This is a genomic window from Nonomuraea sp. NPDC003201, assembly GCF_053590415.1.
The window spans coordinates 1-17,813 of record NZ_JBSFTC010000112.1; the positions used below are offsets into that span (position 1 = coordinate 1).

A 17,813-nucleotide genomic window follows, 5' to 3' on the forward strand; every position below is an offset into this window, starting at 1 on the left:
GGCCGCGGGGTCCCAGCGGGCGCCGCGCTCGGCCCGCTCGCCGTGGCGCCAGCCCGTGGCCAGGGCGATCGAGCCGCCCTCCACCTCGAACACCCGCCCCGTCACCTGACCCGACCCCTCGGAGCCGAGCCAGACGACGAGCGGGGCGATGTTGGCCGGGTCCATGGGGTCGAAGCCGGACTCCGGCCTGGCCATGGTCGCGGCGAACACCTCCTCGGTCATGCGGGTGCGGGCTGCGGGGGCGACGGCGTTCACCGTCACGCCGTACCTGCCCAGCTCGGCCGCGGCCACCTGGGTCAGCGCGGCGATGCCCGCCTTGGCGGCCGAGTAGTTGGCCTGCCCGACGCTGCCCAGCAGGCCCGCGCCGGACGAGGTGTTGATCACCCGGCCCGTGACGCGCTCGCCCGCCTTGGCGCTCTCCCGCCAGTACGCCGCCGCGTGGCGCAGCGGCAGGAAGTGACCCTTGAGATGGACGCGGACGACGTCGTCCCACTCCTGCTCGGTCATGGAGACGAGCATCCGGTCCCTGACGAAGCCCGCGTTGTTCACCAGGACATCGAGGCGGCCGTACGCGCTGACGGCGGTCTTGACCAGCCGGGCCGCGCCGCCCCAGTCGGACACGTCGTCGCAGTTGGCCACCGCCTGGCCGCCGAGCGCCTCGATCTCCGCGACCACCTCCAGCGCGGGGCCTCCCGAGGCGCCCTCGCCGCCGGGGCCCGTGCCGAGGTCGTTCACCACGACGCGGGCGCCCTGCCGGGCGAACTCCAGCGCGTGCTCCCTCCCGATCCCCCGTCCGGCGCCCGTCACGATCACCACGCGGCCAGCACAGATTCCCACCCAGACCTCCCAGAAGGATCATGCAGAGATATCAGGAAATGTCGCTGGAGGCCAGGTGCCGCCAGGCGGGGATCTCGCCGCCGCCGTCCACCCGTACCTCCGCGCCCGTGACGTAGCCGGGCGCGGCCAGCCACAGGCAGGCCGCGGCCACGTCGGCGGGCGTCGCCATCCGGCCCGACGGAATGGCCGCCCCCATCCCGTCCTCCTGCCCGCCGTAGTGGGAGGCGGCGTTCCCGGTGGTGTTCCCGGTGGTGTTCCCGGTGGTGTTCCCGGTGGTGTTCCCGGTGGTGTTCTCGGTGGCGGCGAGGCCGACGACGACCGTGTTGACGCGTACCTGCGGGGCCCACTCGGCGGCCAGGCAGCGGGCCAGGTGGTGCAGCCCGGCCTTGGCGGCGCCGTACGCGGAGGTGCCGGGCGAGGGGCGGGCGCCGCTGGCGCTGCCGATCATCACGATCGCCCCGCCGGCGGCGGCGAGCAGCGGGTACGCGAACTGCGAGACCAGCAGCGGGGCCGTCAGATTGAGCTCGACGACCCGGGCGTGCAGGCGCGGCGAGGTGCCGTCGAGCGGCGCGTACGGCGAGCCGCCGGCGTTGTTGACCACCACGTCCAGCCGGTCGAACCCGGACATCAGCCGCTCCACGTCCTCGGCCACCCGCACGTCGGCCCGCGCGAACCGGATCCCCGGCGCCGGGGCGGCCGGCTCGCGCCGGGCGCAGACCGTCACGTCGGCGCCCGCCTCCCGGAAGGCGCGGGCGATCCCCGCGCCGATGCCCTGGGTGCCGCCGGTCACCAGGACGGCCCTGCCCGTGTAGTCGTAAGTCACGGTCACGGGTGCTACCGTACCAAGCAAGCGTTAGGTGCAACCAGGGAGTCTCATGGGGATCACTCTGCGGGCCGGGCCGATCGCCGAGGTGGTCATGGACGCGCCACCGGTGAACGCGTTGACCGTGCACGGCTGGGAGGAGCTGGCCGAGACCGTCCGGCGGGCCGGGGACGACCCGGAGACCAGGGTGGTGGTGCTAAGGGCCGAGGGGCGCGGGTTCAACGCCGGGGTCGACATCAAGGAGCTGCGGGACGCCGAGGGGTACGAGGCGCTGGTCGGGGTCAACCGGGCGTGTTACGCGGCGTTCGCGGCGGTCTACGAGTGCGCGGTGCCGGTGGTCGCGGCGGTGCACGGCCACTGCCTCGGCGGCGGCGTCGGCCTGGCGGGGAACGCCGACATCGTGGTGGCCAGCGACGACGCGTACTTCGGGCTGCCCGAGGTCGACAGGGGCGCGCTGGGTGCGGCCACGCACCTGGCCAGGCTGGTACCGCAGCACCTGATGCGGGCCATGGTCTACACGTGCAGGAACGTGACGGCGGCCGAGCTGCACGCGTTCGGGTCGGTGCTGGAGGTCGCGCCGCGCGACAAGCTGCGGGACGCGGCGCTGGAGGTGGCGGGGCAGATCGCCGCGAAGGACCCGTACGTGATCCGCCGCGCCAAGGAGTCCCTCAACGGCATCGACCCCGTGGACGTCAAGCGCAGCTACCGCTTCGAGCAGGGCTTCACCTTCGAGCTGAACCTGATGGGCGCCGGAGACCGGCACAGGGAGCGATTCACGTGACCAAGCTGATGTCGGCCGAGGAGGTCGCGGGCACGGTCGAGAGCGGGATGACGATCGGGATCGGCGGCTGGGGCTCGCGGCGCAAGCCGATGGCCCTCGTCCGCGCCCTCCTGCGCTCCCCCGCCACCGACCTCACGATCGTCTCGTACGGCGGCCCGGACGTGGGCATGCTGTGCGCGGCGAAGAAGGTGCGCAGGGTCGTGGCCCCGTTCGTGACGCTCGACTCCATCCCCCTGGAGCCCCATTTCCGGCGGGCCAGGCAGGCCGGGGAGATCGAGTTCGTGGAGTACGACGAGGGGATGTTCATGTTCGGGCTGCTCGCGGCGGCGCACCGGCTGCCGTTCCTGCCGACGCGGGCGGGGCTGGGATCGGACGTGCTGCGCGTCAACCCCGGGCTGCGGACGGTGCGGTCGCCGTACGCGGACGGGGAGGAGCTGGTCGCGGTGCCCGCGCTGACCATGGACGTGGCCCTCGTCCACCTGAACCGCGCCGACGCGCGGGGCAACGCCCAGTACCTGGGGACCGACCCGTACTTCGACGACCTCTACGCCAAGGCGGCGCGGCGGTGCTACGTCTCGTGCGAGCGGGTCGTGGAGAACCTGCTGAAGGAAGGGCCCGTGCAGTCGCTGCTGATCAGCCGGTCGATGGTGGCGGGGGTGGTGGAGGCGCCGGGCGGGGCGGGGTTCACCTCGTGCGAGCCCGACTACGCGCGCGACGAGGCGCTGCAGCGGCGCTACGTGGAGACACCGTGGGAGGAGTTCGATGAGCAGCAGGGCTGACGTGTGCGTGGTGGCGTGCGCGGAGGCGTTCCGGGGCGACGGCGAGATCCTGGCGGCGGGCATCGGCGGGCCGGTCACGGTGCTGGCGGCGCGGCTGGCGCGGCTGACGTTCGAGCCGGAGCTGCTCACGCACGACGGCGCCTGCCTGCTCACCGGCGACGTGCCCGCGCTGGGCGAGGCGCCCGGGGTGGTGGAGGGGTGGCTGCCGTTCCGCGAGCACCTGTGGCTGGTGCTGAACGGGCGCCGGCACGTCATGCTCGGGGCGAGCCAGATCGACCGGTACGGCAACACGAACATCTCCTGCATCGGCGACTGGGGCCGCCCCAAGGCGCAGCTGCTGGGCGTGCGGGGCGCTCCGGGGAACACCCGCTGCGACCCCACCAGCTACTGGATCCCCCGTCACTCCTCCCGGGTGTTCGTGCCCTCGGTGGACATGGTCAGCGGGGTCGGGACCGACAGGGGCGCCTTCGACCTGCGCCGCGTCGTGACGAACCTGGCCGTCCTGGACTTCCGCACCCCCGGCGGGACCATGCGCCTGGTGTCGGTGCACCCGGGGGTCGAGGTGGACGACGTCGTGGCGGCGACCGGCTTCGAGCTGGACATTCCCGACAACGTGCCCAGGACGCGCGGGCCGACCGTCGAGGAGCTGGAGGTCCTGGACCGGCTCGACCCCGAGCGCCTGCGGGACCGGGAGCCGGCGTGAGGACCGCGCTGACGTCCCTGGTCGGGTGCCGCCACCCGATCGTGCAGACCGGCATGGGGTACGTCGCGGGCGCCCGGCTGGCGGCGGCCACCTCCCAGGCCGGCGGGCTCGGCGTGATCGGCGCCGCGACGATGTCCCTGGCCGAGATGACCGCCGCGATCAGGCGGGTGAAGGAGCGCACGGACGCGCCGTTCGGGGTGAACCTGCGTTCCGACGCCGACGACGCCGCCGACCGGATCGAGGTGCTGATCCGGGAGGGCGTGCGCGTGGCGTCGTTCGCGATGGCGCCCGAGCGGGACCTGATCGCCCGGCTCAAGGACGCGGGCGTGGTCACGATCCCGTCGGTCGGGGCGCGGCGGCACGCGGAGAAGGTGGCGGGCTGGGGCGTGGACGCGGTGATCGTCCAGGGCGGCGAGGGCGGCGGCCACACCGGCTCCGTCGCCACGACGTTGCTGCTGCCCCAGGTCGTGGACGCGGTGGACATCCCGGTGATCGCGGCCGGGGGCTTCTTCGACGGGCGGGGGCTGGTGGCGGCGCTGGCGTACGGGGCCTGCGGGATCGCCATGGGGACCAGGTTCCTGCTGACGAGCGACTCCCCCGTGCCCGACGAGGTGAAGAAGCTCTATCTGGCGACGCGGGACACGGTCGTCACGACCAAGGTGGACGGGGTGCCCCATCGGGTCCTGCTGACCCCGTTCGTGGCGTCGCTGGAGCGCTCGCGCCTGGTCAGGGCGGTGGTGAACGGGGCCAGGTTCAAGCGGCTGTCGGGGCTGTCGTGGGGCGAGATGCTGCGCGAGGGCCGCCGGATGAGGCGGGCGCGCGACCTGACCTGGGCCCAGGTCCTGCAGGCGGCCAACACGCCGGTGCTGCTGCGGGCCGCGATGGTGGAGGGCCGGGCGGACCTCGGGGTGATGGCGTCGGGCCAGGTGGTGGGCGTGCTCGACGACCTGCCGTCCTGCCGCGAGCTGATCGAGCGCATCATGGCCGACGCCGAGACCGCCCTCACCCACCTGGGCCGCACAATGGAGGTGTCCTGACCGCACTCCGGAGAGCGGCGGGCGCGGCCGGGCTCAGACCGCGGTGACGCCGCCGGTGGCCAGGCCGCTGCGGCGGCGGCTCAGGGTGGCGCCGGCGGCGAAGGCCAGGGCCGCGCAGCCGAGCTGGGCCAGGACCGTGGAGGTGGGTATCCACGGCAGGTCCCCGAGGTCGCCGAGGGCGGCCGCGGGCAGGAACAGCACCAGCGCCGCCCGTCGCCCCACCGCGGACCGGCACGCGTACCCGGCGGCCAGCGAGACCACGACGAGCCAGGGCACCGGTTTCCAGACCACGACGTCCTGATGGGCGATCACATCCACCCAGCGCACGATGGCCTTGCTGGCGGTCAGCCCCGCCAGTGCGAGCGGCGCCCACAGCAGGAGGGACCTCCGGGGAACGATCGCGAGCGCACGGTGCGCCCCGGGCAGGAATGCGATGACGACCGCGGCCACCTGCGCCAGCAGGACCAGGCCCGTGTTCGGCAGCGCCAGATGCGCCAGGAGGATCCGCACGCCGTCCGGTGACGACAGGACGTGGAGGTCCAGCCCGTTCCAGGGGTCCGCCAGGTAGTACGCGAGCGCGACCGCGCCGAGCACGGCGATCCACCGGCGGCCGAGCAGCACCGCCAGCGCGGGCAGGGCCGCGACGACGACCGGCTCGACGAGGTTCAGGACCCAGACCGATTCCCGGAACACGTCGGCGCCGATGCTCCGCGCGGCCTCCACGATTTCGACGGCCCTCAGCAGCACCATCGCGAGCGCGGCGGTCAGCATCAGCAGCGGCCACAGCGCCACGGCCACGGCCAGGCCCTCGCGCCAGACAGGCCCCGAGACGGTCCCGAACGCCCGCCGGGTGTGCACCCGTAACGCGCCCCAGAGCAGGTCGGCCGCGTCGGCGGGGTGCGGGCGGGTCTGGCCGGGCCGCGCTCCGGCCAGCAGCACGCCGATCATCTCCTCCTCGTGCCGCTCCCGATGATCGCGCGGGTAGCAGGCCAGGAGGCGGCGGTAGCGGGCTTCTAACGGGTTCATGCCACGCCTCCCGCCCCCGCGGCGCGCGACGCCGCTTGTGAGTCCCCGGGCCTCTTGCCTTCTTCCGCCGTCAGTAGTCTCATAGGGACTACCAAGCGCCGGCTCGGTCGGCCGAGCCAGGCCCCGGGCGAGCGCACGTTCACCGACAGGAAGCCGACGCTGATGACGGTGACCTTGGACAAGAGCGTCGAAGATTTCGTGGCGACGCCTCGGCAGCTCTTCATCGACGGCCCGTCCATCACGCGCTCCACCGTGTCGATGCCAGCCGCGGCGCGCCGCGACCTCAGAGCTGGCCGTGGGCAGGCTCGACCCAGCTGAGCACGACGAACGGGGCGGCACACGAAGGATGGTGGACACGACCCGCCGTGACCCGATAGGGGGCGCCGCGCGCCGAGCCGTCCGCCTCGAACGCGAAGACCTCCACGACGCCGACGTCCTGGTCGATGCGGGTCAGCATGCCGTCGTGCGGGCCGCCGAGGCAGATGGCGTTCGGGACGGGTCTCATCCCGGGCGACACCCTAAGGTGCCGGCGTCGTTCTCCCTCACAGAGCAGTCCTCCGCAGCCGTGGCTAGTCAATGCGAGACTACTTGGCGACCCTCTGACGCCCGCGACTGGCCCTACCCTTGAGCCTGTGAATCCTCGCGCCCTGTCGCTCACCGAGTGGATCGTGCTCGCACTCGTGGCGGAGGGGCCCACGTACGGCTTCGCCGTCGCGAGGCTCACCACTCCCACTGGTGCCGTCGGCGCGATCTGGCAGGTGCCGCGGCCTCGGGTCTATCGCGCGCTCGATCGGCTCGCCGACCTGGCTCTCATCGAGCCGTGCGGCAAGGAGCGGGGGCAGGGCGGTCCGCAGCGTACGGTGTTCACCGCCACGCCGGCCGGGACGTCGGCCGTGAACGGCTGGCTGATATGCCCGGTCGAGCACATCCGCGACATCCGTACCGAGTTCCTGATCAAGTTCGCCCTGCTCCAGCGATCCGGCGCGGACCCGCGCCCGCTGCTGGACGCGCAGGCGGAGCGCATCGAGCCGATCATCCGCAGCCTGCGCAGGCAGCGGGACCAGACGCACGGCTTCGACCACGTCGTGGCCGCCTGGCGGTATGAGACGGCCGAGGCGGCGCTGCGCCTGATGCACACGGCCCGGCACTGACAGGGCGCGGTCACTTCAAGGGCGGCCTCGTCCGTACGCGGGCGAGCGCCTCCTGCCTGAGCCAGGCCATGCGTACGGCCAGGAAAGCGAACACGGGCAGTGGAAGGAGCAGGGCCACGGCTCCGGCGAGCCGCTGGTCCGCGAGGAGGTCCGGGACGCCGGGCGGGGCCGCGAGGGAGAACCAGTCGCTCGCGACCGGCGGCCCGAGCAGCAGGAACGTGCCCAGGGCCAGATGGGTCAGGATGACGGCGGCCAGCAGCCGGGCGCGGACGGCCCAGGGAGTCGGGCGGGGGAGCGGGTCGACGCCCGCCAGCACCCAGAAGCTCAGCAGGCCGAGGCCGACGAACAGGACCTGGGTGAGCAGGTGCTGGGCGTAGCCGGACAGGGACCACGGGAGCCACGGCGTGGCGTACAGCAGCAGGAAGGCGACCGGGTAGGCGGCGAGGAGGAAGGCAGGGTGGGTCAGGCGGCGGGCGGGGAGGTCCTCGCGTAAGGAGGCGGCCAGGGTGAGCGGCGCGCCCAGGCAGAGCAGGAGCGGGGCGACGGCGGTGAGCACGACGTGCTGCAGGACCTGCGCCGACAGCATCGCCCGCGCGTACCCGCCCACGCCGCCGAGCAGCACCAGCGCCATGAGCGCCACCCCCGCGCACCAGGCGACCGTACGTCCGACCGGCCACGACGCGGCCCGGCGCGCGCCGGCCAGGTAGGCGACGGCGGGCAGCGCCAGGAGCAGCAGGACGGTCGGGTCCAGGCGGACCTCGGTGATCAGTGCGCTCGGGGTGAAGGGGGCGAGCGGGTACTCCAGGACGAGGTGGTCGTGGCCGCCGCCGCTCCCTGGCGGTGGGGGAGTGCGGGACAGGCCGACCGCCAGCCCGACGACCGCCGCCATCACGGTCAGCTCGCCGGTCGCCAGCCGAACGAAGGTGTGGCGTACGGTCCGGTCGGCGACGCCCGCGACGGTGCGGCGGCGATGCGTCCAGCCGAACAGGCCCAGCGTCACGAGCGCCACGGTCTTGGCCACCAGGAGCTGCCCGTAGGTGCTCTGCCAGAGGTCGGACGGGCTGCCGAGCCGTACCCAGGCGCCGGCCACGCCGGAGACGGCGACGGCGGCGAAGCAGCACAGGGCGAGCGTGCTGAAGCGGGGCAACACCGTCGGAAGGTGTTCGGAGCGGCGGAAGTGGACGAGGACCGCGGCCAGGCCGCCGACCCAGACGGAGACCGAGACCAGGTGCGACATCAGCGCGGACACGGCGATGTCGTGGTCACCGGCGGAGGCGGCATGCCCCACGTACGCGGGCGGCAACAGCCCGAAGGCGGCGATCATCGGGCGTACCCAGGCGGGCAGCGTCCGCAGCCGCGAGGAGACGGCCGCCAGCGCCGCCACGGCCGGGACCCACAGCAGGGCCCGGGTCTGCGGCAGCGCCGTGCCGAACCGCAGCAGGTCAGGGGCCCCGAGCAGGTCCGCGACGGGCAGGGGGATGAGGTTGGACAGGGTCAGCACGTAGCTCAGCAGCGCGGCGAAGGTCCAGCCGAGAGCCCACCATCCGGCCGCGCGCAGGCACGCCTCGGACTCTTTCGTACCGGTCGGGGCGAGGGCGGCCGCGGTGAGCGTTCCGACACAGGCGAGCGCGCACAAGTCGTAGCAGAACCGGACCAGCGGCAGCCCCCACACGGTGATCGGCCCTGCGGTGGGCAGTCCCGGGAGCTCCGGCTGGATCGCGCCGCCGAACCGGAGCACGACGACCAGCACGACCACGCCGGCGGCAACCGCCGCACCGGCGTAGATCCGTTCCGGGGCCTTCATGGCGGCTCCGCCCGGCTAGGGTGCCCATTCGCATCGTGCCACACCGGCGGAGATCAGCCCATGGGCTCGCCCCGGAGGTCTCAGACGAGCACCACGGCGGTGTGGGCGTGCCCGCGACTGCCGCCGACCTCCACCTTGACCGCTTTCTTGGACTTGCGCACGCTGCGGTCGCTCTCCTTGACCGATTTCACCGGCCAGGGCAGCTTGATCTTCACCTCGTCGGCGGTCCTGGACGGGTCGGAGACCGCCAGCCGTACCCGCTTCTGGTCGCGGCGGATCAGCAGGGTGCAGGGGCCGTCGGCGGCGAGCGGGCCGTCCGCGGTCTCGACGGTCCCCGCGCGCCAGAACACGGCGGCGAGCACGCCGTCGCGGGCGATGGCCTGCACCGTACGGGAGTTCGCGAGGACCTCGACCCGCCCGCGGTACGCCGCGGTCTGGGCGACGGTGGCGTCGGGCAGCACGGCATAGGCGTAGCGCGCCCTGCGCGGATCGACGCCGTGGTCGACCAGGATCGTCGTGTAGTGCCTGGTGACGGGGGTGTCGTCGCCTCCGGTGGTGGCGCCCTTGTCGATGTCCCGCCAGCGGCCGGTACGCTTCCCGCGGATCACCTTCGCCTTGACGCCGTCGAGCAGCGCGTAGCCGGCCACCCCGCAGAGGTGGACCCAGCCGTCGCCCTGGGTCAGCGGCGGGTGAGTGTCGTGGGTGTTGCGGTTCTCCACGACGGTCTCGATGCGGCGGCCGTCGGAGGCGGTGATGCCGGCGCCGAGCGCGATCACCGCGTCATCGAGGAGGAACCACGCCTTCCTGGCCCGCAGCGAGGAGCCGTCGGCGATCAGCCTCATGGCCGCCACGCCGTACTCGCCGTCGAGCGCCACGCCGCCCGCCCACGGCGTGGGCGGCAGGCGACGCTTGCCGTGCCGGAGATCGGCGCGTCTGCGGGTGTCGACCGTCGTGCCCGGCAGCCGGTACGGGTCGATCGTGGGCCACAGGTCGTCGTTCCAGTGAGTGAGGTCGCCGGTGTAGAGGTAGGTCATGCCGTCGCCGGTGTACCAGCCGCGCAGGTTCTCCAGGTTCATGGCTTCGGCCGCGCCGATGCGCTCCGAGCTCATCGCGATCGCGTAGGCCCAGGTGGGGCGGTGGTGCACGACCCGGTCCATGTCCGCGAAGACGTACGTGCCCGTCGTACGCGGACCGACCGGCACCGACGGGTCCGCCAGCAGGGCCTTGGCCCCCGCGATGCTCGGCAGCGGCGCGAGCGTGTCGTACGGGATGGCCTGGTTGCGGGTGAGCCAGCCCTTCACCAGCGGCCGCCAGCGCTGGGCATAGCGTTCGGGCGCCGCCTCCAGCAAGGTGAGGATGGCCTCGACCGCCTTCTGTCCCGAGTGGTAGTCGCGGTGGCCCTGCACCGAGATCTGCCGGCCGCGTACGCAGTCCATCATCAGCCCGTCGAAGATGAACGGCGTGAACGAGCGGTCCACGATGTCGTAGACGTTCCCGATTCCGCCGATCTCCCACGGCGACTTCGCGAGCATGGCGATCAGCTTGGCCACGCTGTCCAGGTAGTCCACGCCGTAGCTGCCGGTGTAGGGGAACACGTCGTGCTGGATGAACGACCCGTCGCGGTAGAAGCCGTCGCCCGGGCCCTTGGTCCGCCGCAGCAGGTCGGAGACGGCGTCCCTGGCCCGCTTGACCAGGCGTGCGTCGTGGGTGAGCAAGCCGCGCATCGCCACCGCCATGGCCTTGCCCGCCCGGTTGGCGCCGGTCTCGACGACGCCGGGGTGGCTCACGCGGCGCTCCGGGTCGGGGCACCAGCGGCGTAACGGACGCAGCCAGCGCTCGATGCGGTCCTTGGGCAGGCCGTCGTACATCAGGGCGCAGGTGTCGGTCAGCGCGCGGGGGACGCCGATCTCCCACCAGTACCAGTTGCTGCCCTGCCGGTCGAGCCCTTCGCGGTAGGCGTGCTCGTACAGGAAGTCCAGCGCGCTGACCGCGGTCTCGGCGACCTGCGCGTTCCGGTGCAGGGCGGTGCCCGGCGTGGCCCAGCCCAGCGCCAGCGTGCGCATGCGGTTGTAGGCGCGGTTGAAGTTGCCCGTCCGGGGGTCGCTGAGCGGCAGGTCGGGCCACAGGCTCGGGGCGCCGGGGGCGAGCTTCAGCTTGCGCAGCACCGCGTTGGCCGAGCCCTCGACCGCCTGGGTCTTGTCGGCGTACGCGGCGTCGTACGACCCGCCGGCCAGCAGGCTCACCCACCGCTCGCGCGCGGCGTCGAACGCGGCGGCGCCGACCGCCTCGGCCGGTCTCTCCCACAGGGCGAGGCCGCCTAAGGCCGCGGCGCCCAGCAGGGCGGACCGCCGACTGAGGGGGTGGGTCATGGAGGCCTTCCGACAATCGGGCGAATACCTGCTGAAACGATCATATGTCCCCAGGAGGGTGGACCATTTCGTTGGTGCGTCGGGCGAGGGGGTTCGATGGCCATCCGGATGGTGCCCGCGGGGATGTCGAGCAGGCGGTACACCGCCTTCATCCGTCCCATGTCACCGGCGACGGCCGCCACGACGTCGTCGGCGGCCTTCTGCGCCCGCTCAAGCGCCTGCGCGTCACCGGACTCCGCGCGGCGGAGGCCAGAGCCCGGAAGATGCTCGGTGCAGAACCAGCCCGAGGACGGCGAGTCTGCGACTGATGCGGTTTCCGGCGAGGGAGATCGCGGCAACGACACTCGGGTCGGCACCGCGACCTGCTGAAACGGCGGGGTGCCAACCGAGACGGCGCCCGCCCTGAAGTTCGATCGGTCGGGCGGGCGAGGCATCCATCACATGCCGGCGTCGGGCCTATTGGTCCTCGTCCGGGGGCGGTGCAAGGGCCGCTTGACATACGTGACGGGGACCGAGGAGATGGGCTCGTCGAGTGCGACGTCCGGCCGGCGCCGGGCGACCGCGCGCACATAACCGAGGTGGCGTCCGCCATCAGCGGTGAGGGCGTCGATTTCCAGCTGGTTGTCCGGTGCGATCGCCCGCTGCCATTCCAGCCAGTACTTCCACCCGTCGGCCATCGTGTCGGCCACGTCCACGTGGGCGACACCGCTGCGATCCCAGTGGCGGCGCCACCACTCGGCCGAGTGCAGGTTGGCCATGCTCGGCTCCCACCACGCCGCCAGGTGCTCAGGCGTCGGCCCGTCGATCTCCTGGACCAGGCCGGCACCGGCGATGCCGATCTGCCCGCCCGGCCGGACGAACCTGGCCAGATAGTTCAGGTACAGATCGTCGGTGCCGTAGTAGACGAACGAGTCGATGCTGACGACGGCATCGAAGAAGCCCTCGGCGAACGGCAGGGCTCGGGCGTCGGCGTGGATGGGGAACGCCGCGTGCTCGGCGCCGGCGTCGTAGATGCGTCGCATGCGTTCGTCGGGGCTGAACCACAGGTCGGTGGCCCATACCTGGACGTCGTACTCGCGGTACAGGAAGATCGACGAGGCGCCCCGGCCGCAACCCAGATCCAGCACCCGCATGCCGGGCCCCAACGACATCGCCTCGGTGAGCCACTCGGCCAGCCACAGCGAGTTGGCCCCGCCGCTGACACTGGAGCTGATCCAGTCCGGGTTGTAGCGGGAGGTCCGTGGGAACCGTTCTGACATCAACGGGTCAATTGGCATCGTCGGGTGCCCTCCTGTGTAGGTCCGCGGTGGCAGGTTGCGGTGGGGAGGGTAGCGGAACGTGACGCAGCGTTCCCGCATGAAACGCCGCCTGATTAGTAAATTCTCTGGCCGGTACGACTGATCGCCGGTTGGCTGGTGACAGAGAGCGACTCCACGCGGCAGCCAATGCTCAACCAAGTGTGCGACGGGGGAGGGGTTCAGATCTCGGGCGGCCCGGCCGCATCCGATGAGCAGCCCAGCCGTCCACGAGGTTCGAGCACGTGTTGCATCCCCGCATGGAGCAGCTCGCTGCTCGAGCAGGCCTCACCGCAGCCGGGCACTCACCACCACTCCCGCCGCCAGCAGTCGCGCCGGCTGGTGCCGGTGCTGGTTGCTCGCAGTTCGGCGAGCATCCATGCCACCCAGTCGCGCAGCACCCGTTCGCCATCGCCGGGTCGGGTGGGAGAGGTGCCGAGGAGGGTAGGCGTAGTTGTGGCGGCCGCAACGTTCGAAGCTCGGGATGCTTCGGTCGATGGTTGGTGGCGGGGCTTGAACCCACGACCCACGGATGATGAGTCGGCTCGATGGGTGACGCTCAGTGCCGCCGGGTGTTGTTGTGTATTGCTGCGGCCTTGAACTGCCCGGACGAGGGTTTCGGCAGGCGCAGTCTCCGGCCTTGTCCTGCTGTTCGCTCTTTGGTCGCTGTACTTCCTCGGACCGGCGGGGGATGGTCTCAGTGACCGCCGTCATCGGTCCTACCTGTGGGGATACGGCCACTATGGCGTCTTCGTAGCCCTGGCGGCCCTCGGCGCCGGGCTCGAAGTGGCGGTAGAGCAGAGCGGGCACGAGGTTGCGGCGTCACCGATGGCACTCGGCTACGCGGTCGCCGTCCCGGTCGGTGTATAGCTTGCCCTGCTGTGGGCGATACACGTGCTTGTCATCGCAGAGCCCCTGATTTTTCTTGCCGCGGTTCTAGGGTGCGTCATCGTCGTCCTGTCGCTGCCGCTCGCGACGCCCTGGATCGGCGTGGCCGCCGTGGTCGCGGCGATCGCGGCCGTCTGCGTCCTGCTGGTCGCCGTCACGATCTGGACGGTGGCCGTCGGGACCCGTGCTCAAGCGCGTCGGCATGACTTGCCATAGGGGGTCGTTCTCGACGACGTGCGCCACAACGGTCCGAAAAGAATGGCGCGGCACCTGTCACAAACCTGGAGGCTGTCCGGTCTTAGCTGGCGGAACCTATGAACCTCTGCGGAAAGGAAGCACATGAGCACCACATTGCATGGAAAGGTCGTCCTCGTCACTGGAGCATCGTCCGGCATCGGCGAGGCCACGGCGCTGGCCCTCTCAGCGAAAGGGGCTCGTGTCGCGGTCGGGGCTCGGCGTGCCGACCGGTTGGAGTCTCTGGTGGGCAAGGCGCCCGGCGAGGTGCTGGCCCTTGAACTGGACGTGACCGACCAGGAGTCGGTACGAGCCGCGGTCGCGGAGACCGTCGAGCGCTTCGGCGCCCTGGACGTCTTGGTGAACAATGCCGGGGTGATGCTCGCCGGCCCCATCGTGGGAGCGGACACCACGGAATGGACGCGCATGGTCGAGACCAACCTGCTCGGGTCGATGTACGCGGTCCACTCGGCGCTGCCGCACCTGCTGGAGCGCAAGGGCACCATCCTGCAGATCTCTTCGACCTCGGGCCGGATCGCGTCGGCGAACAACGGTGTCTACGCCGCGACGAAGTTCGGCATCACCGCCTTCTCCGAAGCGCTTCGGCAGGAGGTCACCGCCCTGGGCGTACGTGTCGTGGTCGTCGAGCCCGGCTTCGTCGCCACCGAACTGGCCGGCCACATCACCGACCCCACGATGCGGGCTGCCGCGCAGAACATGGCCGCTTCCATGCGCATCCTGCAGCCCGAGGACATCGCCAATGCTGTCGTGTACGCGGTCACCCAGCCGCAGCACGTCGCGGTCAACGAAATCCTCATCCGTCCGACCGACCAGACGCCGTAAGCGGACACCGACGCTGCGCAAGGGCGGCCTTCGCCGCGCCGGACGTACCACGGCCCATCGCCGTCTCGGCGAGCAAGAAGACCCGCAGGTCGATCATCCACGCGAACTGCTCACTCCGATCCCGTCCGCTGCCGACCCAACCCGCGCGTTGTCGGCCAGCGCGGTGCGGCGATCTCGCCGAACGCCGTCGTATGTATGCCGGCTCCGCTGCCTACATCCGGGTCCGGAAACCTTGGCCTGGCGCATTGTTTTCGTTCTACTCAGAGTGGTGCAATTGGGACAAAAATGCGGGGGGCCGTGGACCAAAGTAAGCGGGGCGCCGGGCACGGTCGTAACGTCGGGCTGCTCGGGCGAGGGCCGGAGTGTGCTTTCATCGATCAGATGATCGCGGCCGTCCGCATGGGCGAAAGTCGCGTGCTCGTCGTGTACGGCGCGCCCGGAATCGGGAAGTCGGCGCTGCTGGAGTACGCGGAGAACGCGGCCACCGGCATGCGGGTGCTGCGTGCGGTCGGTGTCGAGTCCGAGATGGAATTGGCTTTCGCCACCTTGCATCAGTTGTGCGCGCCGCTGCTGGATCGGCTGGCGAAACTTCCGCCGCCGCAGCGCGATGCGCTTGAGACGGTGTTCGGCATCCGCGGGGGAACGCCGCCCGAACACTTCCTGGTCGGGCTGGCAGTACTGAGTCTGCTGTCGGACGCCTCGGAGGGGGGTCCCCTGCTCTGTGTGGTCGACGACGCGCAGTGGATGGACCGGGCCTCGGCGCGGGTTCTCGGCTTCGTCGCCCGGCGGCTGCTGGCGGAGTCGGTCGCCCTTGTCTTCGGCTCTCGGCAGCGGTCTCAGAACTTGCTCGGACTACCGGAGCTGGAGGTCACCGGGCTGAAGGCCGCCGACGCACACGCTCTGCTGAGCTCGGTGACGCACGTCCGGATCGATCAGCAGATCCGCGACCGGTTCGTGGCCGAGGCCGGGGGGAACCCACTTGCCTTGCTGGAACTGCCGCGCGAGCTGGGCGTGACCCGGATGGCGGGCGGATTCGGCCTTCTGGACGCCGACACGCTGCCGGGCCGGATCGAACAGAGCTTCCTGGCCCGGATCGAAGGCCTGCCCGAGCAGACCCGGTTGCTCCTGCTGGTTGCCGCCGCCGAGCCGGTCGGCGACCCCTCGCTGGTGTGGCGTGCCGCCGAACGGCTCGGCGTCACGCCGGCGACGGTACTGGCGAGCGGGACGGACGGGCTGCTGTCGTTCGACGTACGGGTGATCTTCCGTCACCCGCTCGTGCGGTCGGCCGTGTACAGGTCTGCGAGGGAAGAGGACCGCCGGGCGGTGCATCTGGCGCTGGCGGAGGTCACCGACGCGAGAACCGACCCGGATCGCCGTGCCTGGCACCTCGCGTCCGCCACGGCCGGACCCGATGAGGCCGTGGCCGCCGAACTCGAACGGTCCGCCGACCGGGCGCAGGCGCGCGGTGGGCTGGCCGCCGCGGCGGCGTTCCTGCAGCGATCCGTGGAACTGACCATCGACACCTCGCGGCGCGTTGACCGCGCGGTGGCAGCAGCGGACGCCAGCCTGAAAGCCGGTGACCTCGACGCCGCGCGGCGATTCGTCGGCATCGCGGACGGCGACGCGCAGAGCGAGTATCAGCGCGCTCGATCACACCTGGTACGAAGCATGATCACGTTCGCGGCCGGCCTCGACAAGGAGGCGCCGCCGATGTTGCTCACGGCCGCGCAGCGGCTCGAATCGTTCGACATGGACCTCGCGCGGGAGACCTACCTGATCGCGTGGTGTACCGCGGCCTTGGCCACCGCGGACGCGGACAGCGTCATGGCGATCTCCCGGGCGATGAGAGAACTTTCCCATCCGCCCGGTGGCCCGCGTGCCCTCGATCTCGTGATCGAGGGCTACGCGCTGCTCATCACCGACGACCGGAGCGCCGCGGTCCCCCGTTTGCGGAAAGCGATGGCCGCGCTCAAGGACCATCCCGTGCGGGACTTCCTGAAGTGGGGCTGGGCGGCCTGTAGCGCGAGCCCGATCCTCTGGGACGAACGGGGCATGCGCGAGCTCTTCACCAGGGTGGTCGCGGAGGTGCGCACGGCCGGCGCCCTGACCGAGCTTCCCCTCTATCTTTCCGGATTGGGGACGATGACCGTGTTGAACGGCGAATTCGCCGACGCGGCCGCCATCGTCGTCGAATCCGAAGCCGTCGACGCTGAGACGGGCGTGCCCATGGCGCAGTACACCAAGCTTTTTCTGGCGGCGATGCGGGGAAAGGAGGCCGAGGCCTCGGCGCTGATCGCCGCCGCGATCGAACAGGCCGGCGCGGACGGTCAGTTGAATGCCGTCGCGGGCGCTCAGTGGGCGGCCGCGGCTCTCTACAACGGCCTCGCCCGATATGAGCAAGCGTTGCCGGTGGCCCAGGCCGCCGCCGGCACCGCCAACCTGATTCTCTCCCAGTGGGTGCTGCCCGAACTCGTCGAGGCGGCAGCGCGCGTCGGAGACCACACGGTCGGACGCGGTGCGCTCGACGGTATGGCGGACGCGGCAGAGCCGTGCGACACGGACTGGGCACGAGGTTTGCTGGCTCGCTGCCGGGCGCTGCTGAGCGACGACGCTGCCGCGGACCGCCTCTACCGCGAAGCGATCGAGCGGTTGGAGCGGACGCTGCTGCGTCCGGACTTGGCGCGCGCTCATCTGCTGTACGGCGAGTGGTTGCGTCAGAACCGTCAACCGGCCGAGGCGCGGGCTCAGCTGCGTACCGCGTACGAGATGTTCGTGTCGATCGGGATGGAGGCGTTCGCCGAGCGTGCCCGCCGCGAGCTTCTCGCCACGGGCGAGACCATCCGCAGGCGCAAGAACGAGGCCTCGACGAGTGACGAATTGACGGCGCAGGAGCAACAGATCGCCCTGCTCGTGCGGGACGGCCTCACCAACCCGGAGGTCGCGGCTCGGCTCTTTCTGAGCCCGCGTACGGTCGAGTGGCACCTCCGCAAGGTCTTCACCAAGCTCGGGATCAGCTCCCGAAGGCAGCTCGGTGACGCCCTGTCCCGCGGCGAGTACGGATCCATGACGCGGTGAAAGTTGAGGAGTGAGCTGCCGGCCTCCGTCACCAAGTCGGCGGGCGGCCACTCGTACCCGTGGCCTCCCCTGGTCACGGTAGACCAGTGAGACTCCGTGGTGCGACCCGGCAGTCGGCCGCGCAAGTCTCGTCGTGCCGACATTTCGTCAGGGCACAGGAGGAGCGGT

General features: G+C 71.5%; 15 protein-coding genes and 1 pseudogene. 9 read left to right on the plus strand and 7 right to left on the minus strand.

All coding sequences use genetic code 11. The features are described 5' to 3' along the window. The coding region (locus ACWDX9_RS31830; RefSeq protein WP_449960267.1) for an SDR family oxidoreductase at nucleotides 1-837 on the minus strand (837 nt) is incomplete at its 3' end. A 31-nt stretch (nucleotides 838-868) separates the two neighbouring features. After that, entirely contained in the window at nucleotides 869-1,666 is a 798-nt protein-coding gene (locus tag ACWDX9_RS31835) for an SDR family oxidoreductase (protein WP_449960269.1), read from the minus strand. A 46-nt stretch (nucleotides 1,667-1,712) separates the two neighbouring features. Here ACWDX9_RS31835 and ACWDX9_RS31840 point away from each other — a divergent pair, with 46 nt between their 5' ends. From ACWDX9_RS31840 to ACWDX9_RS31855, 4 genes are read left to right on the plus strand one after another with little or no spacing between them, the layout of a single operon-like run. Continuing rightward, nucleotides 1,713-2,441 (plus strand): enoyl-CoA hydratase family protein, encoded by a 729-nt coding sequence (locus ACWDX9_RS31840; protein WP_449960271.1) that lies wholly within the window; start codon nucleotides 1,713-1,715, stop codon nucleotides 2,439-2,441. Between the two features lie 8 nt (nucleotides 2,442-2,449). Then, nucleotides 2,450-3,220 carry a CoA transferase subunit A gene (locus tag ACWDX9_RS31845; RefSeq protein ID WP_449960341.1) on the plus strand — a complete coding sequence of 257 codons (771 nt, stop codon included), beginning with the start codon at nucleotides 2,450-2,452 and terminating at the stop codon, nucleotides 3,218-3,220. Beyond that, a complete protein-coding gene (locus tag ACWDX9_RS31850; protein WP_449960273.1) occupies nucleotides 3,204-3,923 on the plus strand; it encodes a CoA-transferase subunit beta in 720 nt (239 codons plus the stop codon). The genes ACWDX9_RS31845 and ACWDX9_RS31850 overlap by 17 nt, the downstream gene beginning before the upstream one ends. Beyond that, a complete protein-coding gene (locus tag ACWDX9_RS31855; protein WP_449960275.1) occupies nucleotides 3,920-4,960 on the plus strand; it encodes an NAD(P)H-dependent flavin oxidoreductase in 1,041 nt (346 codons plus the stop codon). The genes ACWDX9_RS31850 and ACWDX9_RS31855 overlap by 4 nt, the downstream gene beginning before the upstream one ends. 33 nt (nucleotides 4,961-4,993) lie before the next feature. Here ACWDX9_RS31855 and ACWDX9_RS31860 read toward each other — a convergent pair whose 3' ends face one another. Both ACWDX9_RS31860 and ACWDX9_RS31865 read right to left on the minus strand, forming a co-directional pair. Continuing rightward, on the minus strand, nucleotides 4,994-5,986 hold the full coding sequence (locus tag ACWDX9_RS31860) for a hypothetical protein (RefSeq protein ID WP_449960278.1): 993 nt from the start codon (nucleotides 5,984-5,986) through the stop codon (nucleotides 4,994-4,996). A 283-nt stretch (nucleotides 5,987-6,269) separates the two neighbouring features. Next, a complete protein-coding gene (locus tag ACWDX9_RS31865) occupies nucleotides 6,270-6,491 on the minus strand; it encodes a hypothetical protein (RefSeq protein ID WP_449960280.1) in 222 nt (73 codons plus the stop codon). A 127-nt stretch (nucleotides 6,492-6,618) separates the two neighbouring features. Here ACWDX9_RS31865 and ACWDX9_RS31870 point away from each other — a divergent pair, with 127 nt between their 5' ends. Continuing rightward, a complete protein-coding gene (locus ACWDX9_RS31870) occupies nucleotides 6,619-7,137 on the plus strand; it encodes a PadR family transcriptional regulator (protein WP_449960282.1) in 519 nt (172 codons plus the stop codon). A 10-nt stretch (nucleotides 7,138-7,147) separates the two neighbouring features. Here ACWDX9_RS31870 and ACWDX9_RS31875 read toward each other — a convergent pair whose 3' ends face one another. The 3 genes from ACWDX9_RS31875 to ACWDX9_RS31885 form a co-directional block, all read right to left on the minus strand. Then, nucleotides 7,148-8,941, minus strand: coding sequence for a cytochrome c oxidase assembly protein (locus tag ACWDX9_RS31875; RefSeq protein WP_449960285.1), 1,794 nt, complete (start codon nucleotides 8,939-8,941; stop codon nucleotides 7,148-7,150). 80 nt (nucleotides 8,942-9,021) lie between these two features. After that, complete coding sequence (locus ACWDX9_RS31880; protein WP_449960288.1) at nucleotides 9,022-11,310, minus strand: polysaccharide lyase 8 family protein; 2,289 nt, start codon at nucleotides 11,308-11,310, stop codon at nucleotides 9,022-9,024. A gap of 437 nt (nucleotides 11,311-11,747) precedes the next feature. Next, nucleotides 11,748-12,569 (minus strand): SAM-dependent methyltransferase, encoded by an 822-nt coding sequence (locus tag ACWDX9_RS31885; protein WP_449960291.1) that lies wholly within the window; start codon nucleotides 12,567-12,569, stop codon nucleotides 11,748-11,750. 660 nt (nucleotides 12,570-13,229) lie between these two features. Between ACWDX9_RS31885 and ACWDX9_RS31890 the strand changes: the two are divergent. From ACWDX9_RS31890 to ACWDX9_RS31905, 4 genes and pseudogenes are all read left to right on the plus strand, one after another. Next, nucleotides 13,230-13,475 (plus strand): annotated as a pseudogene (locus tag ACWDX9_RS31890) (low temperature requirement protein A); the annotation flags it as partial. A 24-nt stretch (nucleotides 13,476-13,499) separates the two neighbouring features. Next, nucleotides 13,500-13,709 carry a hypothetical protein gene (locus ACWDX9_RS31895; protein ID WP_449960293.1) on the plus strand — a complete coding sequence of 70 codons (210 nt, stop codon included), beginning with the start codon at nucleotides 13,500-13,502 and terminating at the stop codon, nucleotides 13,707-13,709. Nucleotides 13,710-13,832: 123 nt separating this feature from the next. Beyond that, entirely contained in the window at nucleotides 13,833-14,570 is a 738-nt protein-coding gene (locus ACWDX9_RS31900; protein WP_449960296.1) for an SDR family NAD(P)-dependent oxidoreductase, read from the plus strand. 285 nt (nucleotides 14,571-14,855) lie between these two features. Then, nucleotides 14,856-17,645 (plus strand): ATP-binding protein, encoded by a 2,790-nt coding sequence (locus ACWDX9_RS31905; RefSeq protein WP_449960299.1) that lies wholly within the window; start codon nucleotides 14,856-14,858, stop codon nucleotides 17,643-17,645. Nucleotides 17,646-17,813: the final 168 nt, after the last annotated feature.